General features: G+C 45.4%; 9 protein-coding genes. All 9 read right to left on the bottom strand.

The window, feature by feature from the left end; translation table 11 throughout:
• Positions 1–651 precede the first annotated feature (651 nt).
• The 9 genes from EKM88_RS13065 to EKM88_RS13030 all read right to left on the bottom strand — a co-directional run bounded on the left by EKM88_RS13065 (position 652) and on the right by EKM88_RS13030 (position 6,648).
• Positions 652–873, bottom strand: coding sequence for a hypothetical protein (locus EKM88_RS13065; protein ID WP_125706729.1), 222 nt, complete (start codon positions 871–873; stop codon positions 652–654).
• Positions 874–2,292, bottom strand: coding sequence for an IS5 family transposase (locus EKM88_RS13060; protein ID WP_125706728.1), 1,419 nt, complete (start codon positions 2,290–2,292; stop codon positions 874–876).
• A gap of 16 nt (positions 2,293–2,308) precedes the next feature.
• Positions 2,309–2,761 carry a hypothetical protein gene (locus tag EKM88_RS13055; RefSeq protein WP_125706727.1) on the bottom strand — a complete coding sequence of 151 codons (453 nt, stop codon included), beginning with the start codon at positions 2,759–2,761 and terminating at the stop codon, positions 2,309–2,311.
• Positions 2,762–2,898: 137 nt separating this feature from the next.
• A complete protein-coding gene (locus EKM88_RS13050) occupies positions 2,899–3,969 on the bottom strand; it encodes an IS30 family transposase (protein ID WP_125706730.1) in 1,071 nt (356 codons plus the stop codon).
• A gap of 190 nt (positions 3,970–4,159) precedes the next feature.
• On the bottom strand, positions 4,160–4,330 hold the full coding sequence (locus EKM88_RS13045) for an IS110 family transposase (protein ID WP_125706726.1): 171 nt from the start codon (positions 4,328–4,330) through the stop codon (positions 4,160–4,162).
• A gap of 593 nt (positions 4,331–4,923) precedes the next feature.
• Positions 4,924–5,064 carry a hypothetical protein gene (locus EKM88_RS13375; protein WP_164507541.1) on the bottom strand — a complete coding sequence of 47 codons (141 nt, stop codon included), beginning with the start codon at positions 5,062–5,064 and terminating at the stop codon, positions 4,924–4,926.
• Between the two features lie 15 nt (positions 5,065–5,079).
• Positions 5,080–5,328 (bottom strand): GlsB/YeaQ/YmgE family stress response membrane protein, encoded by a 249-nt coding sequence (locus EKM88_RS13040; protein ID WP_033572653.1) that lies wholly within the window; start codon positions 5,326–5,328, stop codon positions 5,080–5,082.
• Positions 5,329–5,436: 108 nt separating this feature from the next.
• A complete protein-coding gene (mscL, locus tag EKM88_RS13035) occupies positions 5,437–5,805 on the bottom strand; it encodes a large-conductance mechanosensitive channel protein MscL (RefSeq protein ID WP_125706725.1) in 369 nt (122 codons plus the stop codon).
• Between the two features lie 471 nt (positions 5,806–6,276).
• Positions 6,277–6,648: a DUF1304 domain-containing protein gene (locus EKM88_RS13030; RefSeq protein ID WP_125706724.1), complete on the bottom strand. Its 372-nt coding sequence runs from the start codon at positions 6,646–6,648 to the stop codon at positions 6,277–6,279.
• Between the last annotated feature and the right edge of the window lie 244 nt (positions 6,649–6,892).

The following is a 6,892-nucleotide window of genomic DNA, read 5'->3' as shown; positions in this document are numbered from 1 at the left end:
GTCCTACTTACGTGTATTTTGTCTCTAATATTTGCCCCCCTATTAGAGACCGGGGGCTTGTGGCGGCCGGCTAACGCCGACCGCCGCCGCTCGCGCTAGCGGCTTTCGCGCTGCACGCCGCGCACGGCGGCGTACGTTGCAAGACCCCTCCGGAAGGTCTGCGAGAACTTTCGCTCTCAACATATACAGACAGTTTGTGGAACACGTTTTGAAACAAAAGCTGGTACTGTAACAAACTCTTAATGTTATCGGCTTTACGCGCCGATATAGCGCATATCAATATGACCATCCGCAATATAGATCGCGAGATTTATGAATAATAATTCTATTCCGACGCTCTCTGAAAAGGAAATACCCACACCATTGACTGCGGTCATAATATCGGTTTGGAAACCAAAAAAGGCCGACACAGTAATAGATGTCGACCATTGTAACTCTCCAATCAATCTACTCACTGCTGTTACTATTCGGTAGCCTCCCTGTTGTGGATTACAGATACATCGTGACGGCATGCAAGAGTATCAGCATCACAGCGCTACAGCACTCATTAAGATTCATCGCACCTCGATAGGCGGCGTTGAAATCAACTAAATAGTAGCAATTCAAAACTGAGTATTTTATCTCAGGGTGTGAATAGTAAAAACTCGAATGTCACATCTTCGATAGTTTCATCTCAACGGATTTAACGAAGTAATCGCATACCACACCGTCTACCGAATTTTCCAAAGATAGTGGCACATCCAGAGCTTGGTTTGCTACATCAATAAATTTAAGCAGATAGTCAACGTCGGCGTCATCATCACCATGTTTTTTATTAAATTCATGTGCAATATTGGCAAACAGTTTTTGCCCTTCTAAATAGTGGCTGTTCAACTAGGCTGCCATATTCTTGATGCTAGTAGTAAATTTGTACCAGAAACGATAGGTTTGCCCTTCGTTCGTGGTTGAAATCAAAATTGGTATAGCAAACACCCGCAAGAACGTCAGGGCATTGCTTAATACCATTGCCTGATCGATCTTGACGGCCAATGACTCAGCTGTTCGGGTATTAACTAAGTCCAGGCCTACTGACCCTTTGAGAAAGGCAAATCGGCGTTCAATGGCACCACGACGGTTCTCTGCATCCGTATCCTGTCGGCGTTTCTTGGCACCGACATGCTTTGGCTTTGCGCCCAGTTTAGGTCCGCAAAGGGTGATGCCTAGATCCGTACACAATTTTCGATTGTCGCGGTTGCGATAAAGCGTATCTGCCAGCACCTCATCTGGGTAATGGCCATGCAAATCGAAGTAATGATCCAAGGTCGCTTCAAAGTCCTTACTTTCATTGAAGGCGCTAAATTCAAAGCGCTCAATATCAACGATACCTTCACTCAATGAAGCGTCAATCTTAGCTCCGAACTCAACTTTAGCTTTCGCCTTACCACGCTGAATCGGTCGAATGTATGGTTGTTGGAGACTAACAATCCGGTCTGCGACATGGTGGATCTTGTGTGCAAACATGTACCACTGTTGGTCAAACAAGATCCGGATGACACCCAAGCGTATTGCTTGTTTGGCGGTTAGGATCGCCCCTGCATCGATGAATTCGTTGATGTAGCGCAGATCACGGCGGACGTATTGAAGTTGGGCCTTGACTTGCTTGTGAACAGATTGCTTTTGGCTCTTTGGATGCCTTGAAAAGGCCGTCCAAACTTGTTTGACCTCACGCTTGTACATGCGTGGGTTAGGAACATTCAGTTGATGCGCCATGTCAATGGCCATGTCTTCAAGATTCTGGCGGGCTTGATTGAGCAGCGATGTATCTTGGGGATAACGGATCTTCACCGGAATCGCTGTGGCATCCGTGATCATGACGTCAACTTTGAATGGCACCACCGCTTCGATCTTGGCGCGAAGCCAATCGCTGATAATGTTTCTGACCAGTTCAGAGATGTCTGCGATCCGCTTGCGGAAGGTACACAAGCTGGTGTAAGCGAAAGGTTTCTCAGCACGATACTCTGAAAGTCCGATGAAATACTGATAAGCCGGCGTGTCTCGAATGGCGTCAACGACACCGCGATCAGTTAGTCTCATTCGATTTTGAATCAGGCCAGCCCCATAAAGCATCCGAAATGGCTTCGCCGCTCGCCCGGTACTTTTCTTGGAAAACTCCAATTGGTATGCCTCATCCAGTTCTTTCCACGGGAAAATATCAGCCAAGCGCACCCACTCGTTGTCTGGACTGAGTGGTGTGCTCAGACCGCAACCAAAGGATTCAAAAGAGAGTTGGTGGGGACTTTGACGATAAAACATGGATAAAACCTCCAAGTCAATTTCGTAAATGCACGGGAAATGTCTGAAAACCAGGATTCCGTATGCATTTATTATATGACAGTAATGTCCCAAAATCACTAGTATCAAACGCTACACGTTTTTGAACAGCCACTAAATATGACTTTTGAGCATAATCTGGCGTGTAATCTTGAAATGCGTCACGTATATCAAGACTTGGGAGATTTTCATCGGAAATAATGCAATCATTATATGCATTATAAAACTCATTGAGCCTTGCTCCAATAACGTGCTTCACTTCAGCACGAATTCTCTGTGGACAATTTAACGATTGACAAACGTGTTGCCAAAGCCTTTTTAATCCGAAGCCAGGCCAGTATTGCTCCCCGTCTTCCTTGAAGTATCCCCCTCGCCGACGATTTCGAATTAACTGCTCCAGTTTGTCAAAATCAAGGTTAGTCACTATCTGATTACGTAAGGCTTCAGGCAAATGTTTCCCCTTGTGAAATTGCGGTTTTTAGGGATTATAGCTAAACACGGCAAAATCATTTTCGCAAATTGCAAGAACAAGTTAGCCACTCCGTGGCACGACACCGTGAGGCGAACTGTTACCTTTGATGAGTTGAGTTAGCTGGCTACGGCTGACTTGGCAGCTCGTCGCTGAGCTCGAGCGCGCTCAGCGATGAAGACTTCCTCGGTCGTGCGATATTTGAGTTGGCGACGAGGGAGGCGGTTGAGCCGATCTTGAGTCTCGGCGACAGCTAGTGGGCTGACAGCGTCTAAGGACTCACCTTTGGGGAAGTCTCGCCGAACCATCTTATTGTGGACCTCGTTGGTGCCGCGCTCACTGGAACGGTATGGGTGCGCATAGTACACAGTGGTCACGCCATCGAGCACCGAGTCTAGGTCGGCGAACTCAGAGCCATTGTCGGCAGTAACCGTTTTAATGACGTCGCCGTACTCCGCAACGATACCGCGCATGGCGTAGTTTACCGAATCGGCGTCGCGGCCGTCAATCAGACGCATGAACTGGAAACGGGACTTGCGTTCGATGAACGTCATAATGACACTCTCTTGACCATCACGCTTACCCACCACTGTGTCTAGCTCGAAGTGGCCGAACTCACGGCGACTATCCACACGTTTCGGGCGCTCATCGATACTACGTCCAGTAAGCAGTCGTTTGTGCTGAGTGTTGGCCTTATGCTTGATGCGGTGGCTGGTCTTCTCCAGCAGATCAATATTCTTGATCTCCAGGAGCTGAGCATCAATGTAGTTGTACAGCGTCGTCGTACAAACCATCTCCTCAGGTCGATAGAGCTTCTTCTTCTTGGCGCGACCAACCACTGCGTCTGGGGACCAGCCGTCTTGTTTGAAGTGTTCTGTGAAGTGGGCGATGAAGTCAGCGGCTTGGACGAGCTGGAGGGGTCTGTGGCATCGCCGCCGGTTCTCTTTATAGCGAAGGTGGGCTGCCTCAGCGCTGTATTCAGTGCGATACACACGCTTGCCATTGACCTTCTGGACCTGATCGATCTGGCCTCGGTTTAGCTTGTTGGCGACGGTTTGCCGGCAGATACCAAGTATGCGTGCAATTTCTCGATTTGACTTCTCCTCTCCATGAAGTGCAGCGATTTTTCCACGTTCGAAAGCAGTCAGATGGTGACCTTTGGTGTGAGACATGATATTCTGTTCTTGCATCAAGACGATACCTCTTTCATTAATTGTGTAGGAACTTTAATGATAACAGGTCGTATCGACTTGGTGTTTTTTATTTTGTCTGAGTGCTAACGATAGTTGCTAACTTGATTGTAAAACGCGGGGCAAAATCATTTTGCCGTAGGAACGAGATGAGGTTGTAACAGTAGTGGCCAGTATCTTCTAGCCCTACTTAAACAGTGTCGCCAGTTGCTCGCATGAGATTGTGCAGCGTCTGCTTTAGACACTGGAAGCCTTCGCTGTTGTTGGTGATCTCAAGGTGTCTGACAAAGATGGTTCCTTCAGGGTCAATAACTGCGACGTCATGTTTTTTCTTGGCGACATCAATTCCTACGTATAACATCTCACTCGCTCCTCAAATATGTAGATGCACTGTGCTCCACAAGCTTTTTGCCGATGTAACCTTGCGTCAAATTAAACATCGAAGCGCAGTGCACCACGTGTTATCTAACTCATTAACAATATGACAAAAAGCTGTGGTTAGAGCCTTCTCGAACCAGTACCTTAACAAGGTCTGTCGGAGATCAAACTAATCCGCAGCGCTCGTTATCAGTGTAGTCCATTTGTGGTGCTAACTGATAAATCTAATATACAAGGAGATCCACTCGCGGTTTTTGCGAGTTAGCTCCGACGAGCGACATTGCGTTCCATGACCAGCCCGCCGGAGTACTTTTTGTCTGAGCTCACAGCTTTTCGTGCCGCTAGGTAATTGGTATAGCTCGTTGATTGGTATAGCTCGTTGAAAGAGTAAAAAAACTCGGCATGCCAATTGACATGCCGAGCTGGGGTTAATTTCGATGCATCTTAAGCCACGATACCCTTTGCCGTGTGTAGCATCAGGCCTTCTCGTACCTCAACCGTACCGTATCCTGCTGAAAGTTACGCTTTCAGCAGGATTTTGCGAGCGTGTGTCTATCACAGACGGCCCGTACATCATTAGTCATGAATCGAATCCTGCAATTTATCCCCAGCCTTATCTATTTCCTTGGCTGCCAAAATTGTACCAGCTACCAGAGCTCCTCCAACCAGCAAAGTGCTGGCTACCATAAATGTAAAAATTGATTTTAAAGCATCCATGCATATGACCTCCAATCAATCTTTAGATCTACCAACAAAGAATGATACAACCGCTACGACAATCACTGCACCAACTATCGATGGAATTATTGCCATACCAGCAAGTTTAGGACCCCAATGGCCGAGTAGTGCTTCACCAATAGATGATCCGATGAGCCCAGCAATAATATTTGCAATCCAACCCATCGATTTTCCTTTGCTTGTAATAGCGCCAGCAATAGCACCGATTATTGCGCCAACAATTAGTGACCAAATGAAGTGCATGTAAATCCCTCCCATTAAATATATTCTTTGTTACTAATTATAAGTATACAGGAGTTAAGGCCAAAAAGAAAGCCGAAGGTATCTATTCCCTCTTATACTTATGATAGCTCATTTTGAATTGCGCAGTAAATCGCGAATCTGTGTAAGTAAGAGTTCTTCCTTCGAAACAACAGGAGCATCAGGTTTCTTAGACGGCATAATACGATTAACCGTCTTGACAATAAGAAAGACTACAAAAGCAGTGATCAAGAAGTTAATGACGTCGTTAAGAAAGCTGCCATACGCAAATTTTGCGTTCAAAATTGTAAAATATAGCTTACTTAAATCAGCCTTACCTACAAACATAGAAATAATTGGGTTGATCAAGTTTTTGGTCAGGGAAGTTACAACAGCGGTGAACGCACCGCCAATAATGACACCTACTGCAAGATCTAGAACGTTGCCACGCATAATGAAGTCTCTAAATTCTTTAATCATTTTGAATGCCTCCAAATTTTATGTTACGAATAGAATTATAGCAGAGTGTGGACGTTCTGAAAATTAAAAATAGCGCCTCATAATGAATTGGCTGGCGTCTGCCTAGCTATTTAGATAATCACCTAGGTTTGAAAATCAGTGCAAATCAGTGACAAGACAAAAAACTAGAAATGCTTTTATACCGATATTTTGAGCACCCGTGGCACTCAATAATAACTCATTCTAGAGGCGAGGCCCATATAACTTGCACGTCATGAAAGACCACAGAGTAGTCACGTGTACCAACCATGTGCATACCAATTAGTACACCCTAGTCCCTATATGGGGCTTATTTTTTTGCAATCAAAAAGCCCACCGGATGGCAGGCCAATAATACTTTCAATAGCTTATCCTCATCAGAATTAACTGGCATATCTAACGATTCTTACCGTTTCTTTAGGAGCCAAAGTTTATCTTACTATGAGGAGCACATCAGTGTACAAATATAAGCAGAAAAAGCGCTACGATTGCGGGACTACCCTGTGTAAATATGATTTTCTTGTTAGCTGTCAGTGATCCAAAAGCGGCAGCAAGCACGACAAAACCCACGAATAAAATCTGAACGTGGTAGGAGGCACCACCACTGAGCCCATATCGAGCATATAACAAGCCTACACCGATGAATCCATTATATAGTCCTTGGTTTGCCATCGATGATTTGGCTTCTTTGGTGGCAAGATATCCTTTTGACAAGTCAAAAGCCTTACGGGCCATTTTTGTTTGGGTGCCAAACATCTCGAGAAGCATTATCAGCAATGCCTCAACGGCGACTAGTAGCACAAACATATCCTTTACAAATAGCATTACCTATTCCCCCTAAAGAAATTCATTAAAATTGAAATTTATACGATAAAGCATAGTATAACAGACTTCGGAGCGGGAGAACATTTAGCCTGGATTATTCTTAAACACGAAAAAATACAGCGCAACCTCATGACTGGCATGAAGTGGCGCTGCTTTGTGTTTTTCACCTGGGTGCGGTCTTGTGATATTGTAGAGTCGCTGAAAACCAACAATATGAAGGCCATAACACAATGCTTAGACTACG

It is taken from the genome of Lacticaseibacillus daqingensis, from assembly GCF_003946115.1.
Taxonomy (GTDB): Bacteria; Bacillota; Bacilli; order Lactobacillales; family Lactobacillaceae; genus Lacticaseibacillus; species Lacticaseibacillus daqingensis.
Note: the sequence above shows the minus strand (reverse complement) of the source record. Positions and strands in the feature narration are given on the sequence as shown.

Bases quoted from the DNA above. Each gene is read 5' to 3' on its own strand.
- EKM88_RS13060 (WP_125706728.1), bottom strand. From the start codon at position 2,292: ATGTTTTATCGTCAAAGTCCCCACCAACTCTCTTTTGAATCCTTTGGT.
- EKM88_RS13050 (WP_125706730.1), bottom strand. From the start codon at position 3,969: ATGCAAGAACAGAATATCATGTCTCACACCAAAGGTCACCATCTGACT.
- EKM88_RS13045 (WP_125706726.1), bottom strand. From the start codon at position 4,330: ATGTTATACGTAGGAATTGATGTCGCCAAGAAAAAACATGACGTCGCA.
- EKM88_RS13375 (WP_164507541.1), bottom strand. From the start codon at position 5,064: ATGGATGCTTTAAAATCAATTTTTACATTTATGGTAGCCAGCACTTTG.
- EKM88_RS13040 (WP_033572653.1), bottom strand. From the start codon at position 5,328: ATGCACTTCATTTGGTCACTAATTGTTGGCGCAATAATCGGTGCTATT.
- mscL (WP_125706725.1), bottom strand. From the start codon at position 5,805: ATGATTAAAGAATTTAGAGACTTCATTATGCGTGGCAACGTTCTAGAT.
- EKM88_RS13030 (WP_125706724.1), bottom strand. From the start codon at position 6,648: ATGCTATTTGTAAAGGATATGTTTGTGCTACTAGTCGCCGTTGAGGCA.